28 protein-coding genes are annotated in these 26,476 nt (G+C 58.1%); 13 read left to right on the top strand and 15 right to left on the bottom strand.

Annotated features, from left to right (window positions below; all coding sequences use genetic code 11):
* Nucleotides 1–176 precede the first annotated feature (176 nt).
* Both ACESMK_RS11530 and ACESMK_RS11525 read right to left on the bottom strand, forming a co-directional pair.
* Complete coding sequence (locus ACESMK_RS11530; protein ID WP_372998503.1) at nt 177–1,751, bottom strand: ATP-binding protein; 1,575 nt, start codon at nt 1,749–1,751, stop codon at nt 177–179.
* A gap of 67 nt (nt 1,752–1,818) precedes the next feature.
* Nucleotides 1,819–2,556 carry a response regulator gene (locus ACESMK_RS11525; protein WP_372998500.1) on the bottom strand — a complete coding sequence of 246 codons (738 nt, stop codon included), beginning with the start codon at nt 2,554–2,556 and terminating at the stop codon, nt 1,819–1,821.
* A gap of 247 nt (nt 2,557–2,803) precedes the next feature.
* On the opposite strand from ACESMK_RS11525, the gene ACESMK_RS11520 reads away from it, so the two are divergent.
* Together ACESMK_RS11520 and ACESMK_RS11515 are read left to right on the top strand one after the other, a co-directional pair.
* Nucleotides 2,804–3,565 (top strand): GNAT family N-acetyltransferase, encoded by a 762-nt coding sequence (locus tag ACESMK_RS11520; protein ID WP_372998498.1) that lies wholly within the window; start codon nt 2,804–2,806, stop codon nt 3,563–3,565.
* A gap of 17 nt (nt 3,566–3,582) precedes the next feature.
* The gene (locus ACESMK_RS11515; protein WP_372998496.1) at nt 3,583–4,443 is read left to right on the top strand and encodes a lysophospholipid acyltransferase family protein; all 861 of its coding nucleotides are present in this window, start codon (nt 3,583–3,585) and stop codon (nt 4,441–4,443) included.
* Here the strand turns inward: ACESMK_RS11515 and ACESMK_RS11510 are convergent.
* The 4 genes from ACESMK_RS11510 to ACESMK_RS11495 form a co-directional block, all read right to left on the bottom strand.
* Nucleotides 4,361–4,831 carry a peptidylprolyl isomerase gene (locus ACESMK_RS11510; RefSeq protein WP_372998493.1) on the bottom strand — a complete coding sequence of 157 codons (471 nt, stop codon included), beginning with the start codon at nt 4,829–4,831 and terminating at the stop codon, nt 4,361–4,363. The genes ACESMK_RS11515 and ACESMK_RS11510 overlap by 83 nt on opposite strands.
* A complete protein-coding gene (locus ACESMK_RS11505; protein WP_372998490.1) occupies nt 4,831–7,041 on the bottom strand; it encodes an acetyl-CoA hydrolase/transferase C-terminal domain-containing protein in 2,211 nt (736 codons plus the stop codon). The genes ACESMK_RS11510 and ACESMK_RS11505 overlap by 1 nt, the downstream gene beginning before the upstream one ends.
* Nucleotides 7,042–7,171: 130 nt before the next feature.
* Entirely contained in the window at nt 7,172–7,495 is a 324-nt protein-coding gene (locus ACESMK_RS11500; RefSeq protein ID WP_372998487.1) for a hypothetical protein, read from the bottom strand.
* Nucleotides 7,496–7,721: 226 nt separating this feature from the next.
* Nucleotides 7,722–8,759: an NADP(H)-dependent aldo-keto reductase gene (locus ACESMK_RS11495; protein WP_372998483.1), complete on the bottom strand. Its 1,038-nt coding sequence runs from the start codon at nt 8,757–8,759 to the stop codon at nt 7,722–7,724.
* A gap of 126 nt (nt 8,760–8,885) precedes the next feature.
* On the opposite strand from ACESMK_RS11495, the gene ACESMK_RS11490 reads away from it, so the two are divergent.
* Together ACESMK_RS11490 and ACESMK_RS11485 are read left to right on the top strand one after the other, a co-directional pair.
* Nucleotides 8,886–10,094, top strand: coding sequence for a glycosyltransferase family 4 protein (locus ACESMK_RS11490; RefSeq protein ID WP_372998948.1), 1,209 nt, complete (start codon nt 8,886–8,888; stop codon nt 10,092–10,094).
* The gene (locus ACESMK_RS11485; protein ID WP_372998480.1) at nt 10,060–10,638 is read left to right on the top strand and encodes a phosphatase PAP2 family protein; all 579 of its coding nucleotides are present in this window, start codon (nt 10,060–10,062) and stop codon (nt 10,636–10,638) included. The genes ACESMK_RS11490 and ACESMK_RS11485 overlap by 35 nt, the downstream gene beginning before the upstream one ends.
* 3 nt (nt 10,639–10,641) lie before the next feature.
* Here ACESMK_RS11485 and dinB read toward each other — a convergent pair whose 3' ends face one another.
* On the bottom strand, nt 10,642–11,706 hold the full coding sequence (gene dinB, locus ACESMK_RS11480) for a DNA polymerase IV (RefSeq protein WP_372998477.1): 1,065 nt from the start codon (nt 11,704–11,706) through the stop codon (nt 10,642–10,644).
* A gap of 115 nt (nt 11,707–11,821) precedes the next feature.
* On the opposite strand from dinB, the gene ACESMK_RS11475 reads away from it, so the two are divergent.
* The 5 genes from ACESMK_RS11475 (at nt 11,822) to minE (ending at nt 14,392) form a co-directional block, all read left to right on the top strand.
* On the top strand, nt 11,822–12,100 hold the full coding sequence (locus ACESMK_RS11475) for a DUF1244 domain-containing protein (protein WP_372998474.1): 279 nt from the start codon (nt 11,822–11,824) through the stop codon (nt 12,098–12,100).
* Nucleotides 12,100–12,489 carry a HopJ type III effector protein gene (locus ACESMK_RS11470; RefSeq protein ID WP_372998471.1) on the top strand — a complete coding sequence of 130 codons (390 nt, stop codon included), beginning with the start codon at nt 12,100–12,102 and terminating at the stop codon, nt 12,487–12,489. Before ACESMK_RS11475 ends, ACESMK_RS11470 begins: the two co-directional genes overlap by 1 nt.
* Nucleotides 12,486–13,247: a septum site-determining protein MinC gene (minC, locus tag ACESMK_RS11465; protein WP_372998468.1), complete on the top strand. Its 762-nt coding sequence runs from the start codon at nt 12,486–12,488 to the stop codon at nt 13,245–13,247. The genes ACESMK_RS11470 and minC overlap by 4 nt, the downstream gene beginning before the upstream one ends.
* 77 nt (nt 13,248–13,324) lie before the next feature.
* Entirely contained in the window at nt 13,325–14,137 is an 813-nt protein-coding gene (gene minD / locus ACESMK_RS11460) for a septum site-determining protein MinD (RefSeq protein ID WP_372998465.1), read from the top strand.
* 3 nt (nt 14,138–14,140) lie between these two features.
* Nucleotides 14,141–14,392, top strand: coding sequence for a cell division topological specificity factor MinE (minE, locus tag ACESMK_RS11455; protein ID WP_372998462.1), 252 nt, complete (start codon nt 14,141–14,143; stop codon nt 14,390–14,392).
* Between the two features lie 36 nt (nt 14,393–14,428).
* On the opposite strand, the gene ACESMK_RS11450 is transcribed toward minE, so the two are convergent.
* Complete coding sequence (locus ACESMK_RS11450) at nt 14,429–15,436, bottom strand: DUF2804 domain-containing protein (RefSeq protein WP_372998459.1); 1,008 nt, start codon at nt 15,434–15,436, stop codon at nt 14,429–14,431.
* A gap of 137 nt (nt 15,437–15,573) precedes the next feature.
* Here ACESMK_RS11450 and ACESMK_RS11445 point away from each other — a divergent pair, with 137 nt between their 5' ends.
* From ACESMK_RS11445 to ACESMK_RS11435, 3 genes are all read left to right on the top strand, one after another.
* On the top strand, nt 15,574–16,320 hold the full coding sequence (locus ACESMK_RS11445) for an START domain-containing protein (RefSeq protein WP_372998456.1): 747 nt from the start codon (nt 15,574–15,576) through the stop codon (nt 16,318–16,320).
* A gap of 66 nt (nt 16,321–16,386) precedes the next feature.
* Complete coding sequence (locus tag ACESMK_RS11440) at nt 16,387–16,878, top strand: HPP family protein (RefSeq protein ID WP_008176308.1); 492 nt, start codon at nt 16,387–16,389, stop codon at nt 16,876–16,878.
* Nucleotides 16,879–16,902: 24 nt separating this feature from the next.
* Nucleotides 16,903–18,288, top strand: coding sequence for a PhoH family protein (locus tag ACESMK_RS11435; RefSeq protein ID WP_372998454.1), 1,386 nt, complete (start codon nt 16,903–16,905; stop codon nt 18,286–18,288).
* A 74-nt stretch (nt 18,289–18,362) separates the two neighbouring features.
* Here the strand turns inward: ACESMK_RS11435 and ACESMK_RS11430 are convergent, their stop codons facing one another.
* The 7 genes from ACESMK_RS11430 to ACESMK_RS11400 all read right to left on the bottom strand — a co-directional run bounded on the left by ACESMK_RS11430 (nt 18,363) and on the right by ACESMK_RS11400 (nt 24,854).
* On the bottom strand, nt 18,363–20,057 hold the full coding sequence (locus tag ACESMK_RS11430; protein ID WP_372998452.1) for a methyl-accepting chemotaxis protein: 1,695 nt from the start codon (nt 20,055–20,057) through the stop codon (nt 18,363–18,365).
* A gap of 187 nt (nt 20,058–20,244) precedes the next feature.
* Entirely contained in the window at nt 20,245–20,670 is a 426-nt protein-coding gene (locus ACESMK_RS11425) for a secondary thiamine-phosphate synthase enzyme YjbQ (RefSeq protein WP_372998449.1), read from the bottom strand.
* Nucleotides 20,671–20,684: 14 nt separating this feature from the next.
* Nucleotides 20,685–21,749 carry a succinylglutamate desuccinylase/aspartoacylase family protein gene (locus tag ACESMK_RS11420; RefSeq protein WP_372998446.1) on the bottom strand — a complete coding sequence of 355 codons (1,065 nt, stop codon included), beginning with the start codon at nt 21,747–21,749 and terminating at the stop codon, nt 20,685–20,687.
* A gap of 3 nt (nt 21,750–21,752) precedes the next feature.
* A complete protein-coding gene (gene rimK, locus ACESMK_RS11415; protein WP_372998443.1) occupies nt 21,753–22,658 on the bottom strand; it encodes a 30S ribosomal protein S6--L-glutamate ligase in 906 nt (301 codons plus the stop codon).
* Nucleotides 22,655–23,152 (bottom strand): ATP-dependent zinc protease, encoded by a 498-nt coding sequence (locus ACESMK_RS11410; protein ID WP_372998440.1) that lies wholly within the window; start codon nt 23,150–23,152, stop codon nt 22,655–22,657. Before ACESMK_RS11410 ends, rimK begins: the two co-directional genes overlap by 4 nt.
* On the bottom strand, nt 23,133–23,993 hold the full coding sequence (locus ACESMK_RS11405) for a mechanosensitive ion channel family protein (protein WP_372998945.1): 861 nt from the start codon (nt 23,991–23,993) through the stop codon (nt 23,133–23,135). The genes ACESMK_RS11410 and ACESMK_RS11405 overlap by 20 nt, the downstream gene beginning before the upstream one ends.
* A 51-nt stretch (nt 23,994–24,044) precedes the next feature.
* On the bottom strand, nt 24,045–24,854 hold the full coding sequence (locus ACESMK_RS11400) for a hypothetical protein (protein ID WP_372998438.1): 810 nt from the start codon (nt 24,852–24,854) through the stop codon (nt 24,045–24,047).
* A gap of 164 nt (nt 24,855–25,018) precedes the next feature.
* Here ACESMK_RS11400 and phrB point away from each other — a divergent pair, with 164 nt between their 5' ends.
* Nucleotides 25,019–26,422 (top strand): deoxyribodipyrimidine photo-lyase, encoded by a 1,404-nt coding sequence (gene phrB / locus ACESMK_RS11395; RefSeq protein WP_372998435.1) that lies wholly within the window; start codon nt 25,019–25,021, stop codon nt 26,420–26,422.
* The last annotated feature ends 54 nt before the right edge of the window (nt 26,423–26,476 follow it).

Raw genomic sequence — 26,476 nt, 5'->3', positions numbered from 1 at the left:
ATAAAAAAAGGGCCGGAAAACCGGCCCTCAAATGACGAATGAAACAAGGAAAGTTCGTAAGAACTACAACCTCAAAAGTCATCCCTTACGCTTTGCATTATTGACCGGGCCGTAAAAAACTTCCGTAGTGCTTGTGTAGCCCCTTTGTTACATCAGGTGAGGTGATGAGGCCTGTTTCACACAACGGAGTCCACCGGCTTTTTCCTCGGCCAGACCAGACTGAATTTTGCGCCTCCAAGCATGTCGCTCTTGCTGACAAAGGCATGGCCACCATGCCAGTACAGAATCCGGCGGACGATAGACAAACCGAGACCATAGCCGCCGGAGGTTCGGGTGCGACTGTCGTCGAGACGGGCAAACGCGGTAAACACTTTCTCCCAGTCGTCTTCTGGAATGCCCGGGCCATCATCCTCAACGTCAATGCGGCAGTTATCCTCGTCAAAATGACAACTCACCAGCACTTTGCCGGCCGCGTAGCGGCCGGCATTGCCAACCAGGTTCTGAATCGCCCGATGAAGGTATCGGGGTTCCACATCCGACAACGCCCAACGTTCGGAGACCTCATCAATATTTCCTTCAATACTCAGTTCAGACCGAACCATCTGTTGCTCGGAAACCACCTGGCGGACAATGTCCGTCACCGACGTTTCCTGCAGGGAAAACACCGGGCCACCCTGCTCCAGCCGGGCGTAGGTAAGAATCTCGTCGATCAGTTCGTCCAGTTCCTGAATATCGCCATCAATGCCGTCCAGCTGCTTCTGAAGTCCGGCTTCATCCTGGCAGTCCTCGATCATCTGGACACCAAACCGGATCCGGGCAACGGGGGTGCGCAATTCATGGGAGACGGCATGAATCATTTCCCGTTGCACCTGCACCAATCGCTGGATGTGTTCAGCCATTCCATTGAAGGATGAGGCCAAACGGGAAACCAGCGTCCCTTCGCCGGCCTGGACCCGGGCACTCATCTCGCCACGGGCGATACGGACCGCTACCGACTCAACCGTTCTGAGGTTGTTGTCGACCTCCCGGAGCGCAAGAAACAGGGCAACAGCCAACACGCCGCCCAATACCAGCACCAGCAGCAGAACAACCGGCCAGGCCCAGGCATTGAAAGAAGCCGGCATATCAATCCGGAACAGTTCGCCATCGGAAAGCTGCACGATTACGCGGCCACAACCGTCTGATTCGTTGGTGTAGAAGGCCAGGCCCCGCTCGGCAACCTGATCCAGAACATCAGAATCCGGCAGCAGGGCGGCATCATTAAGCGGATGAATCTCAACCTGGAGGGACCGTGCCATTTGCGAAGCGACATTCTGGCGATCTTCCGTCGAAGCTGAATCAAGGTGCCACCTGAATATCAACCCGATGGTTTCTGACACATCCCGGTAGGGCTCACTCAGACGCAGCTGCAGCATTTCTCCGGAAAGTCCTGATACCAGGACCCGGTACCCCACGCCACTCTCGATTCCAACCACCTGGCCGTATCCCAGCCGTTCCAGGGCAACCGGAGAAAGGTCGAACTGGGAAGCAGCACCAACGCGGAGATCAACGGTTGAGCTCAACCAGTGATACTGCTCCGCTGGCGCAGGCGCTGCGGCCAGCCAGCGCATCAGTGGCTCGGGAAAGCGCTCGTGCCAGAACTGAGAACGCACGGCATTGATTCCGGCAAACAGGACGACGCATATCAGGACAACCAGCGCGGTCAGGCCGGCGAGGCGGACATAAAGCTTGAGGAAGAACTTCAGGGGCATGATACCAACCCTGGCATGGAATACCGGTGTGCCTGCGGGTGGCGCACCGGCTCCAGAGACTGAATCGTCAGGCTTCCTTTACAAACAGGTAGCCTTTACTGCGAACGGTCTTAATGCGCCTTGGATGGATGGGGTCATCACCGATCTTGGGGCGAATCCGGGACACCCTGACATCAATAGACCGGTCCTGACCGTCGTACTCAATACCGCGCAGAGCGGTAAAAATTTCTTCACGACTGAGAACGCGGCCTGCGTTACTTGCCAGTAGCCACAGGAGATCAAACTCGGCACTGGTCAGGTCAATGCTCTCATCATTCAACCAGGCTTCGCGCATGGAACGGTCAACAACCAGATCGTTGAACTGAAGACGCACCGGCTCCTCGCCACCGGATTCGTCAGCAGAACCCTGGCTCGTCTCGGTGACCCGGCGCAACATGGCGCGGATCCGGGCAAGCAGCACCCTGGGTTTGACCGGTTTGCCGATGTAGTCGTCTGCCCCCATCTCAAGACCAAGAACCTGGTCCAGGTCATCGGTGCGGGCTGTCAACATGATGATCGGGCCGGAATAAAAGGGACGCACCCGACGGCAGATGGATAGACCGTCTTCCCCCGGCAACATCAGATCCAGCACCACCAGATCCGGCTGCTCGTTCCGGATCCGCTCTACCGCAGGACCACCGTGAGTTTCCAGGGAGACGGTCAACCCGTTGGTTTCAAGATACTCACGGGTTAACTCAGCCAACCGCTCGTCGTCTTCGACAATCAGAATTCGCCAACTTTCGTTTGTCTGTTCCACGCCATCCATCTCTGGTTTTGTTATTCCGGTTTCAGGTCATTCTGTGTACCTGACAATACAGGCAACCTGCTGTAACAGCAATTATACATGCTATTCAGAAATATACATGGAACCGCTGCTTCGTTACACCCTGTGACACAGGTCCCGTGGCAGTCTTTTCACCCCTGAATGTCACGGACACGTCACCTTCTGGTCACCGATGTGTCACACCGGCTTCATAGGCTTGTCGGGAAATGGAAACAAAAGAGACCACGCCATGACCACACAAACCGCGAAAGCCCGCCGTAGTGCCCGCCGCCTGAAAACCGACATGACCCGGTGCCCGGAACGGGTAGAAGCCGCGCAGCGACTGCGTTATCGGGTATTCTCGGAAGAGTATGGAAGTGACCTGGGTGCGCAGACGCCGGGTATCGACGCCGACGAGTTCGACACCGTGTGTGACCACCTGATTGTGACCGACCTGGATTCCGGCGAACTGGTTGCAACGACCCGCATTCTTCATCAGGCCAACACAAACTCAGTTGGCGGCTTCTATTCGGCTGGCGAGTTCGACCTGCAAGCCCTGGAAAAACTGCCCGGGACCATCGCCGAACTGGGACGCACCTGCGTCCATCCGGACTACCGCAACGGCGCCACCATCAGCCTGCTCTGGTCTGCGGTTGCGGAATACCTGATTGAACGGGGTGTGGACTACATGATCGGCTGCGCCAGCATAAGTATGTCTGACGGTGGCCTGAAGGCCTGGCGTATTGCCCGCCACCTCCAGAACGAGTATCTGGCGGAGCCGGCCTTTCTGGTCAAGCCGCTCCGGGAAATGCCGCACCTGACCCACACGCGGGACAACGATCGCCCGGTCGATGTGCCCGCTCTTATCCGCGCGTATATGCGCCTCGGCGCACGGGTCTGCGGTGAGCCATGCTGGGACCCGGATTTCCGCTGTGCAGATTTGCTGGTTCTGCTGGAAGTCAGCAAACTGGCTGGCCGCTACAGCCGACACTTCATGCGCACTGCGTCCTGAAACCCGGGAGGTCGGGGATGAGCTGGCTGAGACTTGGCGTTCGCGTCACCGCCTTTATGGCTTTTCTGGCAGCCACCACGATGCTGGCCGCCGGTTTGCGGATCACTGAAGTGGTTACCCGCAAAGCCATTGATCGGACACCCTGGGCCCGATTCTGCTTCCGGTGGGCCTGCCGGTGCCTGGGACTGGATATACACCAGCACGGCGCCCCCGCAGATAGCACAGTTCTGTTTGTCAGTAACCACATCAGTTGGTCAGATATCCCGATTCTGGGAAGCCTGGCGCCGATCCGGTTCCTGTCAAAGGCAGAAGTCGGTCGGTGGCCGGTCATTGGCTGGCTGGCACGTCAGGCAGGCACGCTGTTCATTCGGCGCGGGGGCGGCCAGGCCCGCCGCGTCCGCGACCAGATAATCGAGAACCTGCAATCGGGAGAAAATGTCCTGGTTTACCCGGAAGGCACAACCAGTGCCGGGCTGACCGTACTGCCTTTCCACGGCCTGCTTCTGAAGGCGGCACCGGAAAGCAACACGCCGATTCAGCCAGTTACCATTGGTTATCGGAGAGCGGGGCGACCAGACCATCTCGCACCGTTCATTGGGGATGACGAGTTCCACAGCCACCTGCTGCGAATGCTCAGGCAACCCTCTGCCCGGGTCGACGTTATCTTCCACACGCCCGTAATTGCCTCCGCTGAAACCCCGACCGGCGAGATCGCTGCCAGACTCAGGGACACCGTGCTCGACGGCCTCACTCGCATTCATCGGGGCGAGCTGGACCAGCGGACAAAAGAACGCCTCAGAACAGAGGACGGCCCTGAGCTACCTCATCTTCCGTCGCTTCACGGCGCCCGACAATCTCCAGATCAAAGTACAGGGTAAAGCCCGCCAGCGGGTGATTGGCATCTACCCTGACCAGATTACCGTCAATGCCGACAACCTGAACAACCTGCGCTTCATCGCCCGTATTGGTCTGGAACTTCATACCTACCTGCAGGTTCTCAATGCCTTCGAACAATGAGCGCGGCACCTTTCGCACCAGCTCCGGTTTGTGTTCGCCGTATGCCATGGCCGGCGGCACTGTAACTTCCAGGCAATCGCCCACATTGCGGTCCTTCACCGCCTGCTGGATCCCTTCAATAATCTCGGGACTGCCGTAGACAAAATGCAGAGGCTCACTGCCCTCGGAAGTATCAACCAGCTCGCCGATCTTGTTCTTCAGCACATAGTGAACGGTAAAAACGTCGGGTCTTGTTTGTGAAGCTGTCATCAGGTTTTCGAGTTTCCTGTATCCGGTGGTGATTCGAGCTGCTGCAGGCCATGGATAACCAGGCGCTGGTCCAGCTTGGCCCGCAATCCTGAAGGACTCGACAGGCCCATGCGCTCAAGCAGGGCTCCGTATCGATCTTCGTCATCCCGCGCCCGAAGGGCCTGTAACAGCGTCGACAGTTTACCACGGCGAGTAGCGGTTGCGGCCTTGAGCCCCTTAAGGGCTTTCCCCAACGTCAGTTCCTCATCGGTAAAGTCCCTGCCAAACGGGAATGGCGGGAACAAACCGGCGTCTCCGCTCACCGCGACCGCACGTCGGATTGCTGCCGGAGTGTTGTTACACCACTCTGAAGGCAACTTGAAGGCGGGATCCACCTTGCCCGCCTTCTGGGCTTTCTTCAGAAGCTCCTGCTGGAATCTGGAATCAGCGATACGGATCAACCGCAGGAAGACCTGCTCGTCGGACTGTCCCCGCAGGTCGGCAATGCCATATTCCGTGATTACAATATCCCGCAAATGGCGGGGAATAGTGCAATGACCATAGTTGAACACAATGTTGGAGAGCACCTTGCCATGGGATGAGCGCGTACTGCGCAGCGACAGAATGGAGCGGGCGCCGGGCAACTCATGGGCCATGGCAACGAAGTTGTACTGTCCGCCCACGCCACTGACCACCCGGCCATCATCAAGACCATCCGATACCCCGGCGCCATTCAGGGTGTACATCATTGCCGAATTGATAAAGCGGCCATGGGCCCGTTGAGCGGCTTTCAGTTTCTGGTCGCCAAACCGGTGATCGTACAGGTGGTTGATGAAGTTCACGCTGGTCATGCAGATTTTCGCGCGCTGCTCGTCGGTCAGCTCCCTGAGGAACTGGTAGAACCGCTCGGGCCCGACGTAGAAGCCGCCATGCATGGCAATACCGCCGGTGAGACGGTCCCCGAGAATCAGCGTTTCAATGGCCTCCCGGGCTTCAGGACTGTCCAGGTCGCCATCAACGGACTGATCACCAACCCTCAGCCGGCCGCCCTTGAACTCGACGGACTGCCTGAAGATTCCATGCCGGACCAGCCAATTCACATCCCGTGCCCTTAGCGGGCTATCGATCAGCTTTTCCCGACGCAGGACATCGAGGGTAGCGACAGACACATCACTGGTGATATCTCCCCGGTTGATCAGTGCCTGCAGACCGGCATGATCATAGACCTCGCGGCTGAGGATGCCTTCCTGCATCAGATACAGGAAGCCATCGACCATCATCTCACTGCAACCATAAAGCCCCTGCTCGAAGGGGCCGGTTCCGCCATACTCGGCAACCACAGGAAAATTCTGATCAACCTTGAGGTGATCAAACACCTTCCGCCAGGCATCGTTGTGACTGTGCCGAAGTATGGCGCTATGGACCAGCGCAGCACCCAGGGACCCAATTCCAACCTGAAGCGTGCCACCGTCTTTCAGCAGGGTGCTGGCGTAGAACCCGATCATGTGATCTTCCGGGCTGACTGACATCTGAGGTGCAGAGAAAAGCGGGTAATCACTGGCGGGGTGATCGAGCACAACATCGAACCGGTCGGCCTCGATGGCTGCGTGGTGCCCGAACCAGGGAAGGTTCTGATTCATCTCGGCCACCAGGGCAACTGGTGTTCCCGCCGCTTCCCGCTCCCGAAGCAGCGGAATCAGGTCCAGGGTCAGATCCGGGTTACAACTCAGACTGACTTGCCCCGGCTGCCCATGGGCCTCGCCCGGTGCCACCATCTGGGCGACGACATTGACGCCCACAGCCATGAGGTCGCGAACGGCATGGGTGTAGTTGGTGCAAACGTAATGTCGCTGCTGGGAGCGATTGTTCAGGTAACTCCCGGCCTTGAAGAAGAATTCGGAGACCTGGACATTCTGTGGGAGGCGATTGGCCGATACATCCCGGGCATAGGCCAACTCAGGGATTCGCCCGTACAGCCGCTCGACAAACGGCTCCATGAATCGTTGCTCCAGCGAGGATCCGCCTTTTGGCGCCAACAGCGACAGTGCCGTGACAATGTGCAGGCGAATCTCCGGATCGTCCTTGGCCCGCTGGTAAAGTGCGTTCACAAACCGGACCGGCTTCCCCAGTCCGAGCGGCAACCCGAGCGTGATGTCCTTGCCAACCCGACGAATCACCTCATCAACACAGGCGTTTACATCATTCGATAACTGCCCTCTTTCACCCGCCATTACCAAGCTCCTTATTGGCCAATCAGCATGCTAACGGGGATGATCACACGAGCACCGGACGCAGACAATGCGCCAGATCATGATTCTGGGGTTTGAAGCAATACGGGGATGTAAAAAAGGTGCGGAGCTTTCAGAAGTTCCACTTCAGATTCAGGCAGGCTCCCTCGTTGAGGAGGGCAATACCGTGATCCGCCTGGGCCGGATCCGACGCATAGTGCTTGCCGGAGCTCTTCGACCGGGTCAGTGAAAGACTCAGCAGGCGAGAGCCGATTTCGGTGAATGCCTCGGAGCTGTCTTCTTCATAGTCTCCGGAAACTCGCTCCTGCATCTCGAAGATCTGCTCACTGGTCGTCGTACTCTCCACCTCTTCAAACACGCGCCCGGACGCTTCGGCGCGAACGACGAAAGCCACTAAATTGAGAGCGAGTAATGCGACGAAGATGCGAATAATCATGACACTGCCTGAGACCTTTTTTTCCGGGACGGGAGTCTACGGATACCTTAGGCTTAAGTCTAATGATTGAGGGCCGGAAAGATGTGAATCTGCACACAAAGGCGCCGACTTTTTGTCACAGGATCAGCCTGTTTTTGTCAATTTATGATCCCCAATATTTCAGACTGTAACAGCATCTTCGGTCAGCGCCAGTTGACCGAAGATGCCAGCCGGGGATCCTGCAGCCTCAGGGGCAGGGATAGGTGAATTCCTGATGAATGGCCTCAATGGCCTCCAGCACTGCGGGGCTCAGGTTAACCTGGGCGGATCCGATGTTTTCCCGTAATTGTTCCATGGAGGTCGCACCGATGATATTGCTGGTTACAAAGCTGCGGCTGTTCACATAAGCCAGCGCCATCTGGACCGGAGACAATCCGTTTTGCTGGGCCAGTTCAACGTACGCACGGGTGGCATCCATACCGCGGCCACTGGTGTAACGGCTGAAACGCTCGTACAGGGTCATTCTGGCCTTTTCCGGCCACTTGCCCCCCAGGTATTTGCCAGACAGCATGCCAAACGCCAGTGGCGAATAGGCCAACAAACCGGCCTGCTCCCGGTGGGCAATCTCCGCCATGCCCACTTCGAACGAACGGTTCAGCAGGTTATAGGGATTCTGGATACTCGCCACCCTGGGCCAGTCCTTTTCGCCGGCCAGACGAAGGTATTCCATGGTGCCCCAGGGGGTTTCATTGGACAGCCCGATGTGCCGGACCTTGCCGGACCGTACCAGTTCATCCAGGGCCTCCAATGTCTCCTCAATGGGCGTGAAGGCCTCATCAGGGTTGTGCTCATAGCCGAGCTTGCCAAAGAAGTTGGTGCTGCGATCCGGCCAGTGCACCTGGTACAGATCAATGTAATCAGTCCGCAGACGTTTCAGACTGGCGTCACAGGCTTCCAGGATGTGATCGCGGGTCAGGCGCGGACCATTGCGCAGGTACTTCAGCCCATTGCCCGGCCCCGCCACTTTGGAAGCAATCACCAGGTCGTCGCGCTTGCCCCGACTGGCCAGCCAGTTCCCCAGGTAGGTTTCGGTCAGCCCCTGGGTCTCCGCCCGCGGTGGCACCGGGTACATTTCCGCGGCATCAATAAAGTTGATGCCTTCGTTTACCGCGTAATCCAGTTGCTCAAAGGCGTCCCTTTCGGTGTTCTGCTCGCCCCAGGTCATGGTACCCAGGCAAATCAGGGAAACGTCCAGATCCGTCTTTCCAAGCTTTCGCGTTTGCATATCCTCTCCGATTCGGTTCGGTTAACGGGTAAAGGGAATGTCACGGGAGTGTCGCATAACTGTCATGCCAGCTTTCCATAGTAGAAGCATGTCAAAGGAAGCACAGGAAACACCGTGACCGAGACCATGCAGGCCAACCGGCGCCAACAACACATTACCATTGTTTCGGAGACTTTTCCGCCTGAAATCAATGGGGTGGCAAACACACTTCGGCATCTTTGCCAGGGGCTGATGCAACGTGGGCACCGGGTGACGGTTATACGGCCGCGACAGCAACATGAGCGCAAAGGCGATTTCGCCAGCGCTGGCGAGGCACTGTTCACCCGGGAGCACGTCGTAACCGGGCTACCTTTGCCGGGCTACGCCGACCTTCGCTTCGGTATGGCCCGGACCAGACATCTGAAAAAACTCCTGGCCTCCGACCGCCCGGATGCGGTCTATGTTGCCACACAGGGCCCGCTGGGTGTTGCTGCCACTTCTGCCGCCCGGCACATGGGGGTGCCAGTGAGTTCCGGCTTCCACACCAATTTTCACAGTTACAGCCGATACTACGGCGTCGGCATGCTGGAACGGCTACTGTGTCTCTACGGCCGCTGGTTCCACAATCGCACCGCCATCACGCTGGTGCCAACCCGGAAAATGGAACAGACGGTCCATACCATGGGGATTCCGGCGACGGGACTCTGGAGCCGGGGCGTGGACTGCCACCGCTTCACACCCCACAAGCGGGATAACGCATTACGGGCATCCTGGGGCTTGCAGGCCAACGACCGCGCCATTCTCTATGTGGGCAGACTGGCGCCGGAGAAAAACCTCCGTATGGCAGTTGCCTGCTTCGAGCGAATCCGGGGGCTCCACCCCCAGGCCAGATTTATCCTGGTTGGAGACGGCCCGCTCCGACGCCAACTGGCGGAGCGCCACCCGGATTACATTTTCTGCGGCACCCGGCGCGGCGACGATCTGGCCCGGCATTTTGCCTCCGGGGACCTTTTCCTGTTTCCAAGCAAGACCGATACCTTCGGCAACGTAGTCCTGGAAGCCATGGCCAGCGGCCTGGGGGTCGTCAGCTTTGATGACGCAGCGGCAGCGGAACACATCCGCCACGAGGAAAATGGCATGAAGGTACCTCTGGATCAGGACGAAGCCTATGTTGACAGCGCGCTCCGACTGGCTGACCAACCAACCCTGCTGAACCGGGTCCGGGCCCAGGCCAGACTGGACGCCCTGGAACAGAGCTGGAACTCGCAGATTGAACAGTTTGAACAACTGGTTTTCAACCAAACCGCAAAGGCCGGATACCATGCCATCAACAAGCAAAGCGTCTCGCTTCTTTGAACTGGCAGACCAGCGGGAAGTCGCTTTCTGCCAGTCTATCAACCGCGCCGTTCGTTTCCGGCCAGCTCTGAGCTACTTTCGGCTGGTCAGCCGCCTGGGAGACGGCTGGTTCTGGTACGCCCTGATTCTGTCTGTTCCCTTTATCCATACCGAATCCGGACCTGGCCTGGCTCTGCTCATGGCGCTGACCGGACTCACCTGCACGATCAGCTACAAGCTGTTGAAGCGCTGGCTTATCCGGGAACGCCCCTTTATTTCCTTTCCCGCCATCAACTGTGGCACGCCACCACTGGATCGCTACAGCTTCCCCTCGGGGCACACCCTCCACGCCGTCTGCTTTCAGGTGATGCTGACGGTAGCCGAACCGGCACTGGCGCTTCTGGTGCTCCCATTTACCCTCAGTGTTGCCGCATCGCGGGTTGTTCTCGGGCTGCACTACCCCAGCGACGTCGCCGCAGGGGCTCTGATCGGTGGTCTGATGGGTTATGTCGCCATGGCCTGGCTGTACGCCGACTTCATCACGCTTTTCATGGATGCCGCCTGAACGCTAGTCAAACAGCCGCAGTTGGGTAACAGGGGCGTCATCGTTACGAAAACGCACACCCAGCCCCAGCAATCGTACCGGTCGCTCCCGGTTGGTCACCAGTTCGGCAAGCAGCGGCAGATAATCTTCCAGAGTGGGCTCTTTAACCTGTTCCCGGACCCGCTCCAGGGTATGGGTTGAAAAATCGCTGTAGCGGATCTTGATAAAGAGCTTGTGGATCGGTTTCCGACGGGCCTTGCGCGACAGGCGAAGATTGAGATCCGCAACCAATGAGGCCATGACGGTCTCGCACGCGGCCATGTCCGGCAAATCCTGGGAAAAGGTTCGTTCGACGCTGACCGACTTGGCGATCCGCGACACCACCACCGCCCGGTCATCCCGACCGTGGGCCATCTCATGGAGGCGATAGCCCTGTTTGCCAAACCGCTCGATCAGAACATCGGCCCCAAGCACCTGCATGTCGCCGCAGGTTTTGACCCCAAGTGCGTGCAGTTTCGAGGCCGTTACCTGCCCGACCCCGAACAGCTTCTCAACCGGCAATCCCTGCACAAAGTCCTCAACGTCCTCCGGGCGAATCACAAACAGTCCGTCCGGCTTTTCCCAGTCACTGGCAATCTTGGCAAGAAACTTGTTGGGCGCGACCCCGGCGGAAATGGTGATGCCCACTTCCTGGCGCACCCGCTCCCGAAGGTGGCGAGCCATCAGGGTGGCACTGCCCTTGTGCTCGGTCACATCAGAGACATCAAGAAAGGCCTCGTCCAGGGAAAGAGGCTCCACCAGGTCCGTCAGTTCCCGGAGAATGGCCATCACCTGCTGTGACACCGCCCGGTACCGCCCCATATCCGGCGGCACCGTCACCAGCCCCGGGCAAAGCCGGCGCGCCTCGCTGCCGGGCATCGCCGAACGCACGCCGTACGCACGGGCCTTGTAATTGCAGGTGGTTACCACGCCCCGTCCGCCATCGCCACCCACGGCCAGCGGCACATCCCGAAGGCTGGGATCGTCCCGCATCTCCACCGCCGCGTAGAAGCAGTCACAATCCACATGGATGATCTTGCGTTGTGGCATAATCAGGGAGCTCGCGTCGACTTTCTGTACATTTATACAGCCTTGTATCTTAAGCTAACATGCAGAGAATGTCAGGAACCCTATCAACCGGCGCACCAACCATTGCGAGGCCATCATGAGCAACCCGATTCCCGAAGCAGAACGCACCGAAATTGAAGCCGCGGCCTTTCGCCGACTGGTCAAGCACCTGCGCGATAACACCGAAGTGCAGAACATCGACATGATGAACCTGGCAGGCTTCTGCCGTAATTGTCTGTCCAAATGGTATCGGGCGGAGGCGGATGAACGGGGGTTCGAGATTTCCGATCCGCAGGCCCGGGAGGAGATCTACGGCATGCCCTATGAGGACTGGAAAGCCCTCTATCAGAAAGGCCCCAAGCAGGAACACAAATAATGACCATAAACGATGCCGTAAGGATCCATCTGGCATCCCTGGACGCTGGCCATGCCAGCTTCAAAGACTCGCTGACCCTGATCGAACAACACTTTGAATACCAGCCCTGCAGCTTCCGGAACGGGCCGCTGGTAAACGCGGAGGGTGAGAATGCCGGGTCTTGCCGGATCTTTGGCCTTGGCCAGTACTGCAACCTGAGTGAAGTCGACACCCTCAAACTGTTTGCCGAACACTATCAGCAGGTTCTGGACGACCCGACCGGCGAGAGCCATGGCAATATCCGCCAGTTTATCAGCACCGGGTGGTCAGGCATCCGATTCGAAGGCGTGCCACTTCGCCAACGCCCGAACCCAACCGACAACATGACCAGGGAAGAGACGCCTTCATGAGCGATACCGCCACCTCCGGGGTAAAACAGGGTTTTCAGCTAAAAAGCGCCAGCGTGTCCATGACCGCCCTGGAGCTCTACTACTTTGACGACGGCGAGTTCGAAGAGGTTTTACGGGACAAGATCAGCCAGGCCCCCGGGTTCTTCAAGGATATTCCGCTGATCATCAGTCTGGAGAAATACCAGGGGCTGGACAGCGAACTGGATTTTTTCAAGATCATCGGTACCTGTCGGCGCAACCACATCCACGTGATCGGCGTTCGGGGAGGCACTGACGACCAGCGACGCCTGGCCCGGGGGGCCGCACTGGCCTTGCTGCCGGGCAACGGCCAGCGGGATCGCGCCCATGAAGCCGAACAGGCAGCTGCGGAGGAAGCAGAAACCGCAGTTGTTGCTGCCCCGACGGGCGCTGCCGGCGACCCACCCCCGGCCAAGATCATCTCCCAGCCGGTGCGTTCCGGCCAGCAGGTCCACGCTCCGGAGGGCGACCTGGTCATTCTGGCGCCAGTGCAGGCCGGAGCCGAGGTACTTGCGGCAGGCAACATCCATGTTTACGGCCCCCTGCGGGGACGGGCGCTGGCCGGCATTCATGGCGCCGAGTCCGCGCGAGTATTCTGCCAATCCCTGGAGGCAGAGCTTGTGTCCATCGCGGGACACTATAAAATCTCCGAAGATCTTCAGGACAATGGCTGGAAAAGCGCTGTGCAAATCCAGCTCAGGGACGACCTGCTGGTGGTAACGCCACTGGACAAGGCCTGATATTGGAGCTGAATACAATAACTTGACCGGATAATTCGGCAGACACGACGAATCCACCGAGAAACAGGAACAGAACCTTGGCTAGAATTATTGTCGTTACCTCAGGAAAGGGCGGCGTTGGCAAAACCACCACCAGCGCCTCGATCAGCACCGGCCTTGCCAAGCGAGGCCATAAGACAGTGGTTATCGATTTTGACGTGGGCCTGCGCAATCTGGACCTGATCATGAACTGCGAGCGTCGCGTGGTGTACGACTTCGTCAACGTGATCCAGGGCGAAGCCTCCCTGAACCAGGCCCTGATCCGCGACAAGCGGGTCGATACCCTCTATATCCTTCCGGCCTCCCAGACCCGGGAAAAGGAAGCACTGACCAAAGATGGGGTCGAGAAGGTCATTAACGAGCTTTCCGAGACCTTCGATTACATCGTCTGCGACTCCCCGGCCGGCATTGAGCATGGCGCGCTGATGGCGCTGTATTACGCCGATGAAGCGATTGTGGTCACCAACCCCGAAGTATCCTCCGTCCGGGATTCCGACCGCATTCTGGGCATTCTGCAGAGCAAGTCCCGCCGCGCCGAGATGGGTCAGGACCCGGTCAGGGAGCATCTGCTGCTGACTCGTTACAACCCCTCCCGGGTTGAAAAGGGCGAGATGCTGTCCGTAGCGGATGTGGAGGAGATCCTCGCCATTCCGCTGCTGGGTGTCATTCCCGAAAGCCAGATTGTACTGAATGCGTCCAACCAGGGTCTGCCCGTCATCCTTGAAGAAGACAGCGATGCCGGCCAGGCCTATGAAGACGCAGTCGCACGCCTGCTGGGTGAGGAACGGGAACACCGTTTCATGACGTCCCAGAAAAAGGGTTTCTTCTCACGGATGTTCAAGGGGGGCTAAGGGATGAGTTTCCTCGATTATTTCAAAGGCAAGAAGAACAACACCGCAAGCGTGGCGAAAGAGCGCCTGCAGATCATCGTCGCCCACGAGCGGGGCCAGCGCGAGCAGCCGGATTACCTGCCCCAGCTTCAGCAGGAACTGCTCGAGGTCATCCGCAAGTATGTCCAGATCAGTGACGACATGGTTCAGGTTGAGGTGGATCGCAACGAAAGCTGTTCGGTACTGGAGTTGAACGTTACGCTGCCAGAGCGATAAACCCCATGGCCTGCCCGATAACGGGCAGGCCATGATTTACCAGCGGGCGAAGTGGTCTTCCATCAGGCCCCGAAGCCCCTTGACCGGAATTTTCCCGCCAGCCTCATCCGTCACTGTTCCATCAAACGTGCCCACGTACTGCCGGAAGTTGGATGCCAGTATCAAGGCATTCAGTTTTTCCTTGCGGACACCGGCCGGGACGAAATGCAGATCAATCCGGCCATCCTCCGTGGTCACATGCCAGTCACTGCCCGGCTGGTAGCGGTCAAAACGGAACTGTGCTGCTCCCAGCTTGTGGCAAACCCCATCCAGCCAGAGCGCATTTTCGGTCATCCCCGTCTCATTGACCCCGGCGGCCAGGTTCAGCCCGAGAGATCGGCCATCCTGGAGCTGGCCCGCCAGGCAGGCCCAGTTCCACGCGGTTTCCCGGCGCATGAAGCCACAACTCCAGTCAATGGAACCCCGGGTCTGATCATCACAGCGCCAGATCCGGTGCCCCCAACGCACCTCGCCTTCCACCGGCAAGCCTGCCGACTTCCGGGTAAACACCCAGCCATTGTAGCCCGCTGGGCAAACCAGCCGGAGCGGGTCCCGATCTTCTTTCAGAGCAAGCTCGATACGGATACCACCAGGCGCATCTACAGTGACGGTGCGCCCATCAGCGGAAGGTGCAATGCGCACGGCAGCTTCACCCTTGCGGAAGGTCGCCACCCCCTCCTCTGGTCGCGGCTCGATGCGGGTTTGCCTGGCCAGGGGCTGCAGGAACGACTGCTCCATCATCTGGCCTGATTCGAAGTCGTAGAGGTAGAAGAACCCGTTCCCCAGCAGTTTCAGATCCACTAACGCCAGGCCAAACACCCATCCCGGGCCCATGACGCTGACAAACTGAAACTGGTTGAAACGCCAACGCCTGGCCAGTTTCGAGCGGGGGCGGTCCATGACCGTGCGCAGGTCATAGTCCAGGTAGTTGATGTGCTCGACAGGTTCGTCCAGTAGCCCGGAAACCACCTGCCCTTTGCCGTTAATCAGTTTTTTTATTGTCATAATCGTCGTCAGATCAGGCCAATTCACGGGACGGAATCAACAGGTAGCTACCTGGTTCACAATCCACTGTTTCCGTGGCCGTGCCTATCAGAGCCTCATGCTAGACTCGGGCCACCATCTCCAAGGAAGTGTACCCTATGAGAAAGACCATAGCCCATGGCATTACGGGCTGGGCCTCGGTCATCAGCGGGCTCGTCTGTGCGTTGCTGGTTTCGCTTGTTGCCACCACCGCCCGGGCTGAACTGCCAGATGAATCAGACGAGGCGTGGACGCTGCGCAAGGAAGCCGACCACATCCGCGTGTATACCATCAATCAGCCAGACTCCAGCTTTAAAGCCTTCAAAGCCGTTGGTGTACTCGATGCCCCCATCGAAAATCTCATGGCGGTCATGGCCAACCCCGGGTCCTGTGTCGAATGGGTGCATAACTGCACCGAGTCCTATGCCTTCGGCAAAGGTGACTTTCATGATCGATTCGCCTATTCGGTGAACGACATGCCCTGGCCGGTCACCGACCGGGATTACGTACTGCGCATCCGGACCCGGGGCGACCAGGCCTCCGGAGAGGTGGTCATGAACCTCAATGCCACGCCGAACCAGCGGGCGGAGAACAGCAGCCGGGTGCGGGTCGACCGGTCGGATACCCTCTACCGGTTCACACCGGACGGTGACAAGACCCGGATGGTCTGGGTTCAGCACACCGACCCCAACGGTTCTCTGCCTGGCTGGCTGGTCAATTCCCTGTTGGTGGATATCCCCTTGCGATCCATGGAAGAACTGGAACGCGTTGCCAACCGGGAGAACTATCAGGGCTATCGGCTGGTCTATGACGAACAGGGCCAACTGACCGGTATCAACCCACCCACTCAGCCGTCGGACCCATGAGGGGATGACGCGCAAGGGATCTCGCGCTAAGCTTTGGAAAAGGACTTTAGAAGGCAGCCCAGATCAATGACCGTTCTCGCTTACGAGATCATGACACCGAGCATCAAGGCCGTTCCCCAATCCTGGACCATGGACCGGCTGGCCCGTTTCCTCACCGACAACGAAATAACCGGCAGCCCCGTCACCGATGACGATGGCGAGATTGTTGGCATTGCCACGCTGAAAGACATCACCGAATTTCGGTGGAACGCCACACGCTCCGACGCCGACAGGCACCTGACCCCCGAGGAACGGGAAGAAGCCCGCCGTCTACGAATGGTGATCTTTGAGGAAATGGGCAAGGTGCCGGTGGAAGTTCGCGACATCATGACCCCCATTGTTTTATCGGTTGACGAGAAGACGCCGGTGCGCGACATTGCCAATATCATGATGCGCGAGCACCTGCACCGGATCTTTGTAACCAACGATTCAAAAATTACCGGCATCATAACCACTTACGATATGCTGAAAGTGATCTCGGATGAGGAACTCACGCAACGTTGCGCCGATAACGACTGAGCCACCAGAGAGGTAGCGCCACCTATGCCCAGAGCACCGCAAGCTCGCCGAAAGATGTACGTCCTCGACACCAACGTCCTGATCCACGACCCGAACGCCCTCCTCAATTTTGAAGAACACGATGTCATCATCCCGATGACGGTCCTCGAAGAGCTCGATAGCCTCAAATCCGGCAAGCAGGCCGTGGCCGCTGACTGTCGTCAGGCCATCCGTAATATCGACAAACTGCTGGGCGATGCCAGCCCGAAGGAAATCGAGAAAGGCGTCCCTATCGTGCGGGGCAAAAAGTCAGAACCCCTGGGCAGTCTTTCAATCCTGATGAGCACCGGTGACAGTGGCAACCACTCGCTTCCCGAGCACCTTAACGACAACAAGATCATCAATACCCTTGCCGCGCTTCAGGACCGGCACAAATCCCGGGACATCATCCTGGTGTCCAAAGACATCAACATGCGCCTCAAGGCCCGCGGCTTTGGGGTGGAGGCACAGGACTACCACAACGATCAGCTGCTCGACGACATCGACCTGCTACCAAAGGGCTACCGGGAGTTCCCCAACTCCTTCTGGGACACCATCGAAAAGGTGGAGACTGTTCAGCGGGAAGGCTCTACCGAACACATCCTGAAACGGGAAGGCGAGCTGGCAAAGCTGAACATCAACGAATTCGTTGTGGATGAAATGGGGTTCGTCGGCAAAGTGGCGGATCTTACCGACAACCAGATAGTGATCAAGGACCTGCACCAGCACGACCTGATGAATGAAGAAGTCTGGGGCCTGGTGCCCCGGGACATTTATCAGGCCATGGCACTGAACCTGCTGCTGGATCCGGACATCCACCTGGTCAACCTCACCGGCTCTGCCGGTTCGGGCAAAACCATTCTTGCCCTGGCTGCCTGTATCGAGATGACCGTGGCCAGCAAGCTCTACAAACGTATCATCGCCACTCGCTCAACCCAGGGTCTGGACGAGGACATCGGCTTTCTGCCGGGCACCGAAGCCGAGAAAATGGAGCCCTGGCTGGGCGCCATCGTCGACAACCTGGAAGCTCTCCATGAAGATGATGAGAACATGACCGCCAGCGTTGACTACATCCTCAGCAAGGTGCCACTGCACTTCAAGTCGATGAACTACATACGGGGCCGCAGCTTCCAGCACAGCCTGATCATCATCGATGAATCCCAGAACCTGACGCCCCATCAGATCAAGACCATCATCACCCGGGCCGGCAACGGCTCAAAGGTAATCTGTCTGGGCAACCTTGCGCAGATCGACACCCCCTACCTTAGCGCCCTGAGCTCCGGCCTCACCTACATGACAGAGCGATTCAAGGGCTTCCGCCATGGTGGTCACATTCACCTGCAGGGCGTTCCCCGCTCGGTACTGGCAGAGTTTGCCGAGGCCAACCTCTGACGCCATCCGATGTACAAGGCAAAAAAGAAGGGGGCAGAACCCACGTTCTGCCCCCTTCTTTTAAACAGGCCTGATTAAACCCGATAGCGGCTGACCTGGTCAGACATCTCGGACGCCAGATCCCGCAGGCGTTGAGTAGCATCACCAGCCCGGCGGGTTCCCTGCGCGGTCTGTTCGGTGATGGCGACAATCTCATGTACGTTCTGGTTAATGGTTTCAGAAACACTGGTTTGCTCTTCTGCAGCACTGGCAATCTGGGTGTTCATGTCCGTAATCGTTGCCACCGCCTGGCCGATACGCTGAAGCGCCTCGTTCACCTGACGCGTTTCTTCTACCGTCGCTTCACTTCGCTCGCTGATTGACCCGATCAGTTTAACGGCATTGCCAGCACCGGACTGGAGGCGTTCAATCATGTCCTGGATTTCCTGGGTGCTCTGCTGGGTGCGTCGAGCCAGGGTGCGAACTTCGTCGGCAACCACTGCAAAACCACGACCAGCTTCGCCGGCGCGGGCGGCCTCAATGGCGGCGTTCAGAGCAAGCAGGTTGGTCTGGTCAGCAATGTCGCGAATTACCTCCAGCACACTGTCGATCCGGCGCGAATCGGCGCCCAGCTGCTGGATGACCGTGACACCTTCTTCCACCTGCTCGGAGAGTCCGCCGATAACGCCAATGGCCTGATGCACCAGTCCCTGGGCGTCACAGACCTGCCCGTTGGCATGGTCGGCCGCTCCGGATGCCTCGCTGGCGTTGCTGGCAACCTCCTGGGCCGCGGCAGTCATTTCGTTCATGGCCGTGGCCACCTGATCACTTTCAGATTTCTGCCTTTCGACGCCTTGCTCGGCCTCGCTCATGACCTGATTCAGGTCAGCCGTGGCCTCGTTCAGTGTCCGGGTGGATGACAACACACGCTCAACCAGACCATGCACCTGGTCGGCAAAACTGTTGAAGGCGGTTGCCAGCTGCCCAAGCTCATCCTTGCCGGAGACTTCCAGACGCCGGGTCAGATCGCCATCGCCGCTGGCAATATCGTTCATGGCCGAAACCGCAGATTTCAGAGGGCGAATAATGCTGCGAACAACAATCAGGGCAAGCAGGACAATAATCGCGAGCGCCACCAGGGACGTAGTGACAGAGCCAATAACGGCATCCTCAAGCGAATCGCCCACCTGGCCTTCCATATCGGCCACCTGGGTCTCCAGGCCATCAATCCAGAAACCGGTTCCGATCATAATGCCCCACTTCGGCAGCATTTCTGCGTAACCCAGTTTGGGTGCTACTTCTCCGGTATCAATGTTTTTCCAGCCATAGGGCACATATCCCCCACCACTGCGAGCGGCCTTTACCAGCTCACGAATGAGATAGGTCCCGTTCGGGTCCTGGAAGTCCCAAAGGTTACGGCCTTCCAGAGACTGATTAACGCCGTGCATCACATTGACGCCGCGGGTGTCATAGGCGAAGAAATAGCCAGTGCTCCCCGAGTCGTTGAACCGCAGCTGTCGCAAAATCTCCCAGGCCTTCTCACGGATTTCCGGATCGTCCGCCGACCCTGGTTGATTATAGAGATGCTCGATAGAAGACTTGGCCACAGCCAGATAATTCTGCAACTCCTGCCGCTTGCTTTCTTCCATGTCGGAGGAGAAGCCGGCAACAGCCTCCTCACCAATAGCGCTGGCCTGGTTCAGGTTATAGTTTGTCAAAAATGCCGTGAGCACAATCACTGGCACCAGGGCCAGTAACAACACCCGCGTCTGGATGGTCAGGTTTTTCATGGCTGGTAGTCTTTTCGGTTAGGCGATCGGTGGGCCGGACAGCCCGGTACGGAAAAGTGGCCAAGACTACGAAAAATTCACCGGAATTATCATTGATGATACTGCGTAGTTTGTTACTGGCCTGTAACCAACCCGGTAAAAATTTGTTGCCGTCACGCGGGCAGCGATGATCCGCTCAGAGACCGAACTACCAGCGCCCCTGCAGCGTCGCCACGATACGCCGACTTCCGGCCCGGTCCCGGTGCTCGCACAGGTAGATCCCCTGCCAGGTTCCGAGGGCCAGATGGCCATGATTTACCGGCAGCGTCAGGGAGGGGCCGATCAGAATGCTTTTGATGTGGGCCGGCATATCGTCCGGCCCTTCCATCACATGCTCATAATGGGGCGCATTCTCGGGCACCATCACGTTGAAGTGGCGCTCGAGGTCTCCGCGCACATCCGGGTCGGCATTCTCATTTACCGCCAGGGAGGCGGAGGTGTGCTGGATAAACAGATGCAGCAGCCCCACTTCGCAGTTGGTGAGGTCCGGCGCCTGGGCAATGATCTCGTTGGTGACCAGATGAAAGCCCCGCGGGAGCGGCGCCAACTCGATAAATGACTGATCCCAGATCATGGTAACCCTCGTGTTTATTTCTGACGGTCGTCCCAGGGGTGAACCGGAACCACGTCGTCGCCGACATCGCTTTCGTAGCTGCTGCGGAAATAATCCATGGCTTTTTCCGCCTCACTGAGCTCGTCAAACCGGGCAACGTGGTAAATTGCCTCTCCCTCGTTCACCAACGGCAGATTGTTGACACAGATGACGATACCCGAACAGGGGGACACCACTGCTGTTTCTGACTCCCCGAAAGGGTCCGCCACCATGGCCAGCCGCTGCCCTTTGCGGACTTTCTGTCCCAACCGGGCAACGGGCCGCATGATGCCGTCGATATCCGCCCTGACCCACTGGGAATTGGCGGCGGTTTCCGACCGTTTTTTCGGTGCCTTCGGTCCTTTTTTCGCCGGTATCATTTCAAGTTCACGCATAACCCGGATCACCCCCTTCACACCGCTGCCAATCACCACATCGTCAAAACGCAGCGCCTCACCTCCCTCAAAGGTGATCACGGGAATATCCTGTGAATCGGCGTAGGCCCGCAGGCTGCCTTCACGTAACCCTGCATTAATGATAATCGGAGCCCCGAAGGCTTCCGCCATGCGGACCGTTTCCGGATTCTTCAGCTCAGCCCGGATCTGCGGCAAATTGAACCGGTGAATCGCCCCCGTGTGCAAATCGATGATGTGGGTAACCCGCTCCATGATCTGGGTGCGCAGCAGGTAGGCAATGCGCCCACCCAGGGACCCGCTTTCACTTCCAGGGAAACAGCGGTTAAGGTCGCGCCGGTCGGGCAGGTAGCGGGTACGCTGCACAAATCCGAAAATATTGACGATGGGTACCGCAACCAGGGTACCCCGGAGGTGTCTCAGGGCCGAATTGGTGAGCACCCGGCGGACAATCTCGACACCGTTGATCTCATCACCATGGATGGCTCCGCACACCATCAATACCGGACCGTCCCGGCGGCCGTGTACAACCTCAACCGGAATATGCAGCGGCGTGTGCGTATACAGCTTGGCGACCGGAACTTCCACGGTTTGCCGGGTGCCGGCCTTTACCTGGGTGCCGGCAATTTCATAGGGGGCACGGGCCATGCTTTAGCCTCTCCCCTTGGTCCGGGTTTTCCAGGGCTTCTGATTCTTCTCGGTCCAGTTGATGATCATACCGGCGACATTCTTGCCAGTGGCATTCTCAATGCCCTCAAGGCCCGGCGATGAGTTCACCTCCATCACCAGAGGGCCACGACTGGAACGCAACAAATCAACACCGGCCACGTTCAGGCCCATGGACTTGGCTGCAGTAATGGCTGTGCGACGCTCTTCCGGCGTTATCCTGACCAGCGAGGCGCTGCCGCCCCGATGCAGATTGGAGCGGAACTCACCCTCGGCACCCTGGCGCTTCATGGCGGCAATGACTTTGTCGCCAATCACGAAGCAGCGGATATCGGCACCGCCGGCTTCCTTGATGAATTCCTGCACCAGGATGTCGGCTTTCAGGCCCATAAAGGCCTCAATCACACTCTCCGCCGCCTTACGGGTTTCCGCCAGCACCACACCAATGCCCTGAGTGCCCTGCAACAACTTGATCACCACCGGGGCGCCGCCCACCATTCTTAGAAGCTCAGGTACGTTATCCGGCTTGTTGGCAAATCCGGTAATCGGCATACCCACACCCTTCCGGGCCAGCAATTGCAAGGAGCGCAACTTGTCCCGGGAGCGGGTGATGGCGACGGATTCGTTGACCGGGAACACCCCCATCATCTCGAACTGGCGCAAGACCGCTGTGCCGTAGAAAGTCACCGATGCGCCTATCCTCGGAATCACAACATCAAAGTCCTCAAGGACTTCCTCATGATAGTGAATCTGGGGATTTGCCGAGGTGATGTTCATGGAGCAGTGCAGGCAGTCGATGACCTTCACTTCGTGGCCACGGTTGATGCCCTCCTCCACCAGACGACGGGTCGAGTAGAGGTGACGGTTTCGCGACAGTACCGCAATTTTCATTTTTCAGTCCTTAAGGCCGGCTCGCCGGCAAGATAGGAAGCTTCGGGATAAATCACTGAGCGCCCTGACATAGCGGTACGGCCCAGTAACATCCGGAACCGCATGGAATCTCGGTTGGTCAATGTCATTTCAATTGGCCATCGCTGGCCGCCAATCAAAAGCGTGGTTTCAATGACCAGGCGCATTTCCTTGTGGCCGCCGGAGTCGGAGACGTTCCGCTCATCCAGCACTTTCGCATCGCATTCCACAACCTGATGAAGATCGTTCTGTACCGGATGAACCCAGAAGCGCACACGCCGCTCGCCGTTCTCGGTGTACGGTTCGGTACGGAACGTATGGAGGCAGGACGTTCTTGCCCCGGTATCAATTTTCGCCTTGATACGACCGATATCCAGGTCCGGCAACGCCACCCACTCACGCCAGCCAAGGCTCAGTTTGTTCTCGGCGGGTGTAGGGTTAACGGTTTTTATAGCTTCAGCTGTCTTTGTCGACATCCGGGATATCCTTTTCAGTGATTTGTTCCGGCCCCAACAGCTGAACACGGAAAGGCTCTGAATGGCTACCCGCATAAACGCTGGTGTGGGGGAACGGAATTTCAATGCCTTCACGATCCAATGTTTTCTTGATGGCGACCATCATGCCGCTTCGGCCCTCAAGCACTTTGTCCTTCGGGACCCAGAAGGAAAATTGCAGATCAACAGACGACGGCCCAAAGGCCGTCACCAGCGTAAACGGCTTGGGTTCTTCGAGACAGCTTGGATCTTTTTCCGCCAGCCCCAGCAACAATGCCTCTACTCGCTCCACATCTTCAGCGTAGGCAATCCCCACGGTCAGGTCGAGCCTGCGGATCGGAAACCGGGAACGGTTGACTACCCGGGTCTTGATCAGGGTTTCATTCGGAATCCGCACGTACAGGTTGTCCGGCGTGCGCATTTTCACGCTGAGCATATCAATACCCACGACTTCACCAAGGGTGGCATCCACCTCAATGAAATCCCCGATTTCGAAGGGCTTTTCCACCAGCAGAAACAGGCCACTGATCATGTTCGATGCCGAGGTTTGAGAGGCAAAACCGATGGCTACGGTCAGAATACCGGCAGCACCCAGCACCACATCCAGAGAGAACCCGGCTTCCCGCAGGGCCGCCACAAAGAACAGAACCACAATGAGGTAAAACACCAGCCGCCGCACCATGAGAGTATGGTGACCGGACGTGCGCTGCGCCATAAATCGACCAACGCTCCGGGACGCCAGGGACGCCAGAAAAAGCCCGAGCACCAAAAGAAAAGCCGAGCTGATCCACTGTCCCCAGGCGATGTCAGTGAACACCTTCATCACGCCTGTTTCTATTGTTTCCAGCAAAACATTGACTCCGTCAGGTCCGTTTCAGCCAAACATCCGGTCAAAAGCCCGTACCAGCCGGCCACGAGCCATCTTTTCACGGGCATCCGCCACGTGCCGGCAGGTACCCGCCGCAGAAAACAATGACTGCTCCACATGCAGGCTGGCAGAATTCATATCGGTCTCCACCTCCACCGTTACACCGGGCGTCCACAGCTGGCCACGCTCGTTCTGGTGCAGGGACAGCAAGGGTGTTGGCAGGCTGAACCGCTCAAGCAGCAGGGATTGCTCCCGGCGGTTGATCAGAGTCACTGGCGTAACGGCCCGCCATGGCCTCTTGGGCACGGCCTCGAGCACCAGCCTGGCAAAAGTGGGAGAGGCGTAGCAAAGCTCCCCCTCCATGGTATTCCGACCCACCCAGGTCATAGAGGGCGACGCCAGGGGGATCTCCGTTAACACGGTTTCCCTTTCACCGACACAGACCTTCATCCATAAAAGGGTTCCTACATAAATCGTACAGCGCCCCCCCGCGGGAATGGTCAGCGGCTGGAAAGGACGAATCACGGTGGGCAGGCTGGCGAGTGCAGGCAGGAACGTAACCGTCGACGACTGGCTCTCCCGGATAAACCGCTGCAGCGGCACCTTGGTGGAGGGCAGAGTGTGGCCAATGGTCTCCGTCCAACTGGCGGGATCGGTATCGAGGTCAAGCGCCTCGGAACGAACCTGCCACTCCAGATCCAGCAGAGTGATCCACAAACGGATATGACCCAGTTGATGCTGCTGGGTCTGTCCGGAAGCCAGAGAATAGGGCTGGGCCCACACGCCGTCACGACGACCTTCGGTGATAGTCTCCATTCCCGGCACAAAACTCCCTTCAAGCATCTGGCTGAATGTTTGTAAAAGTGCCTTAACTATAATCCAATCAGCCAGTCCGGGCGAATATCCAAGTTGGTGATTTTATTGATACACCGGGCTGTAATTACCCTTACATCAACACTCTGGACAACAATGGATGACGGATGACACAACTGGTCTGGTTCCGAAACGATCTACGGGTTGCCGACAACCCAGCACTCACCGCCGCCTGCGAGACCAGCGATGAAGTGAGAGCCTGTTTTATCCTCACCCCGGAGCAGTGGCTGGAACACGACTGGTCCCCGGCCCGAGTGCAGTTCGTCATCGCCCATGCCAATGCACTTTCCGAAGAGCTGGCAGGGCTCGGCATTCCCTTCTCCTTTATAGATGCCAACCGCTTCGACGACAGCATCGTTAAACTGCAAAGCCATTGTGACGAGCACAAAGTGACTGCACTGCACTTCAACGAGGAGTACGGCGTCAACGAACGCAAACGTGACAAGGCCATCAAGCGCCGCTTTGACGAGCTCGGAATAGCCGTTCGCAAATACCGCGACCAGACCGTCGCCCCGGTGGGCGAGATCCTGACCCAACAGAACGAGCCCTACTCCGTCTTTACGCCATTTTCGAGACGTTGGCACAGCTGGATCGAAGAAACCCATCCCGGCCTGTTTTCGATTCCCAAAGCGAGGGGTAACGCGGTTACCCCGGAACGGATCGATACCGTACCGGAAGCCTTTCGGGATGCCCCGGAACCTCTGGTACCCACAGGAGAACAGGCCGCCCACGACCAACTCGAACGCTTCCTGGAAAAGCGCGGTGGCGCCTACAAGGAAAAACGGGACTTCCCCGCCATCGACGGAACCAGCCTGATCTCTCCCTACCTGGCCAACGGCGTTCTCTCCGGCCGGCAATGCCTGATCGCGGCCAGACAGACCCAGGGCTCCGGCGGAAACCAGGAAGGCCTGGGGACCTGGATCAGCGAGATCGCCTGGCGGGATTTCTACATCAACATCCTGTACCACTACCCCAGGGTCAGCATGCACCGCGCCTTCAAGCCGGAAACCGAAGCTCTGGAGTGGAACACCCCGGGCGACAAGTTCGAAGCCTGGAAAACCGGCAACACCGGCGTCCCCATCGTCGACGCTGCCATGCGCCAGCTCAACCAGACCGGCTGGATGCACAACCGCCTGCGCATGATCACCGCCATGTACCTCACCAAAAACCTGTTCATCGACTGGCGCCTGGGCGAGGCCTGGTTCATGTCAAAACTGATCGACGGCTTCCTGGCCTCCAACAACGGCGGGTGGCAATGGAGCGCCTCAACCGGCACTGACGCCGCTCCCTACTTCCGGGTCTTCAACCCGGTGACTCAGAGCGAACGTTTCGACCCCGAAGGCGATTTCATCCGGGAGTGGGTTCCTGAACTGGCCAAACTGGACAGCAAACGAATTCATGATCCGGGGGCGAAAGGCGGTGTGATTCCGAAGGGATATCCGCGACAGATCGTTGATCTGAAAGAGAGCAGAAAAGAGGCGATCGCAAAGTTTCAGGAATTGAAAAACTGAGGTACTCAATGAGGCGGCTACTCCAAGACTCTGACGCAGTGCCGGGGATGGCCT

Source organism: Marinobacter sp. (assembly GCF_041687235.1).
Lineage (GTDB): Bacteria > Pseudomonadota > Gammaproteobacteria > Pseudomonadales > Oleiphilaceae > Marinobacter.
Note: the sequence above shows the minus strand (reverse complement) of the source record. Positions and strands in the feature narration are given on the sequence as shown.

Coding starts and splice junctions, on each gene's coding strand:
- ACESMK_RS11530 (WP_372998503.1), bottom strand. CDS start 1,751: ATGCCCCTGAAGTTCTTCCTCAAGCTTTATGTCCGCCTCGCCGGCCTG.
- ACESMK_RS11525 (WP_372998500.1), bottom strand. CDS start 2,556: ATGGATGGCGTGGAACAGACAAACGAAAGTTGGCGAATTCTGATTGTC.
- ACESMK_RS11520 (WP_372998498.1), top strand. CDS start 2,804: ATGACCACACAAACCGCGAAAGCCCGCCGTAGTGCCCGCCGCCTGAAA.
- ACESMK_RS11515 (WP_372998496.1), top strand. CDS start 3,583: ATGAGCTGGCTGAGACTTGGCGTTCGCGTCACCGCCTTTATGGCTTTT.
- ACESMK_RS11510 (WP_372998493.1), bottom strand. CDS start 4,831: ATGACAGCTTCACAAACAAGACCCGACGTTTTTACCGTTCACTATGTG.
- ACESMK_RS11505 (WP_372998490.1), bottom strand. CDS start 7,041: ATGGCGGGTGAAAGAGGGCAGTTATCGAATGATGTAAACGCCTGTGTT.
- ACESMK_RS11500 (WP_372998487.1), bottom strand. CDS start 7,495: ATGATTATTCGCATCTTCGTCGCATTACTCGCTCTCAATTTAGTGGCT.
- ACESMK_RS11495 (WP_372998483.1), bottom strand. CDS start 8,759: ATGCAAACGCGAAAGCTTGGAAAGACGGATCTGGACGTTTCCCTGATT.
- ACESMK_RS11490 (WP_372998948.1), top strand. CDS start 8,886: ATGCAGGCCAACCGGCGCCAACAACACATTACCATTGTTTCGGAGACT.
- ACESMK_RS11485 (WP_372998480.1), top strand. CDS start 10,060: ATGCCATCAACAAGCAAAGCGTCTCGCTTCTTTGAACTGGCAGACCAG.
- dinB (WP_372998477.1), bottom strand. CDS start 11,706: ATGCCACAACGCAAGATCATCCATGTGGATTGTGACTGCTTCTACGCG.
- ACESMK_RS11475 (WP_372998474.1), top strand. CDS start 11,822: ATGAGCAACCCGATTCCCGAAGCAGAACGCACCGAAATTGAAGCCGCG.
- ACESMK_RS11470 (WP_372998471.1), top strand. CDS start 12,100: ATGACCATAAACGATGCCGTAAGGATCCATCTGGCATCCCTGGACGCT.
- minC (WP_372998468.1), top strand. CDS start 12,486: ATGAGCGATACCGCCACCTCCGGGGTAAAACAGGGTTTTCAGCTAAAA.
- minE (WP_372998462.1), top strand. CDS start 14,141: ATGAGTTTCCTCGATTATTTCAAAGGCAAGAAGAACAACACCGCAAGC.
- ACESMK_RS11450 (WP_372998459.1), bottom strand. CDS start 15,436: ATGACAATAAAAAAACTGATTAACGGCAAAGGGCAGGTGGTTTCCGGG.
- ACESMK_RS11445 (WP_372998456.1), top strand. CDS start 15,574: ATGAGAAAGACCATAGCCCATGGCATTACGGGCTGGGCCTCGGTCATC.
- ACESMK_RS11440 (WP_008176308.1), top strand. CDS start 16,387: ATGACCGTTCTCGCTTACGAGATCATGACACCGAGCATCAAGGCCGTT.
- ACESMK_RS11435 (WP_372998454.1), top strand. CDS start 16,903: ATGCCCAGAGCACCGCAAGCTCGCCGAAAGATGTACGTCCTCGACACC.
- ACESMK_RS11430 (WP_372998452.1), bottom strand. CDS start 20,057: ATGAAAAACCTGACCATCCAGACGCGGGTGTTGTTACTGGCCCTGGTG.
- ACESMK_RS11425 (WP_372998449.1), bottom strand. CDS start 20,670: ATGATCTGGGATCAGTCATTTATCGAGTTGGCGCCGCTCCCGCGGGGC.
- ACESMK_RS11420 (WP_372998446.1), bottom strand. CDS start 21,749: ATGGCCCGTGCCCCCTATGAAATTGCCGGCACCCAGGTAAAGGCCGGC.
- rimK (WP_372998443.1), bottom strand. CDS start 22,658: ATGAAAATTGCGGTACTGTCGCGAAACCGTCACCTCTACTCGACCCGT.
- ACESMK_RS11410 (WP_372998440.1), bottom strand. CDS start 23,152: ATGTCGACAAAGACAGCTGAAGCTATAAAAACCGTTAACCCTACACCC.
- ACESMK_RS11405 (WP_372998945.1), bottom strand. CDS start 23,993: ATGAAGGTGTTCACTGACATCGCCTGGGGACAGTGGATCAGCTCGGCT.
- ACESMK_RS11400 (WP_372998438.1), bottom strand. CDS start 24,854: ATGGAGACTATCACCGAAGGTCGTCGTGACGGCGTGTGGGCCCAGCCC.
- phrB (WP_372998435.1), top strand. CDS start 25,019: ATGACACAACTGGTCTGGTTCCGAAACGATCTACGGGTTGCCGACAAC.